Genomic DNA, 939 nt, shown 5'->3' on the forward strand with positions numbered 1-939 from the left:
TCGCAATGGGATAAGATAATACCATTCTCGAAAATGTGGGAGGAGATTAGAAGAGTGAGAAAGGATAATGCGCCTACGGCTTTATTTGGCAGCGAACCGTTCAGCAGCCTTTTACGCTGTGGCAATTTAGCCGAATTTAAATATGACTGGGTATGGGAAAAGTCAAAAGCAAGCAATTTCCTTCTTGCTAAAAAGCAACCTCTAAAAGCGCATGAGCTAATCAGTATCTTTTGTAACGGCAGAACTCCTTATTATCCAATCATGGAGGAAGGTGAGCCTTATGAGAATCGTACAAAGAGAGGAAGTAACTGGACAGGAGTAAACAAGGTACCAAATCCTACATTCAGAAATGAAAACAAAGGAACGAGATACCCACGAAGTGTGAAATATTTTAAAACTGCGGAATCAGAGGGCAAAACGATTCATGTTAATCAAAAACCAGTCGCATTGTTGAAATATCTGATAAAAACATACACGAAAGAGGGTGACACAGTCCTTGATTTTGCCTCTGGAAGCATGAGCACTGCAATCGCCTGTATTCATACGAATAGAAAATGTATTTGTATTGAAAAGGATGATATGCACTTCTTGCGGGGAGAGGAAAGGATTAGAAATGAATATAATATAAAAAGAAATGTGGAATAATCCTGGTGATTAACTGATTGAAACACATTGAGTATTAAAAGATTAATAACAAATAACCGAAAGTAAATATGGACAGAATACTCTTACTCGTGACGGTTACAATAATTGCAACCACGGCGGCAAAGGCACAATCCGTGACCTATAACCACGATTCGCCGAAACAAAACCAAGTAACAGTAATGGAAACCGGTACGGGAGCACTCTCGCCCGACCTCTACTATTCCATACTGCACAACAAGTATAAAAAGTCGGCAGCAGTCAAGAACAAACTGTCGTTCCGCACACTGGCGGGCG

At 40.4% G+C, this 939-nt stretch carries 2 protein-coding genes; both read left to right on the forward strand.

Going from position 1 to position 939, the window contains the following annotated elements; all coding sequences use genetic code 11:
• On the forward strand, positions 1 to 645 hold a 645-nt coding region (locus HMPREF0673_RS03465), incomplete at its 5' end, for a DNA-methyltransferase (protein WP_007898046.1).
• 68 nt (positions 646 to 713) lie between these two features.
• Positions 714 to 939, forward strand: a 226-nt coding sequence (locus HMPREF0673_RS13735) for a DUF5045 domain-containing protein (protein WP_007898047.1), incomplete at its 3' end; no start/stop codon positions are given.

This window comes from Leyella stercorea DSM 18206, from assembly GCF_000235885.1.
In the GTDB taxonomy this organism is placed as follows: Bacteria; Bacteroidota; Bacteroidia; order Bacteroidales; family Bacteroidaceae; genus Prevotella; species Prevotella stercorea.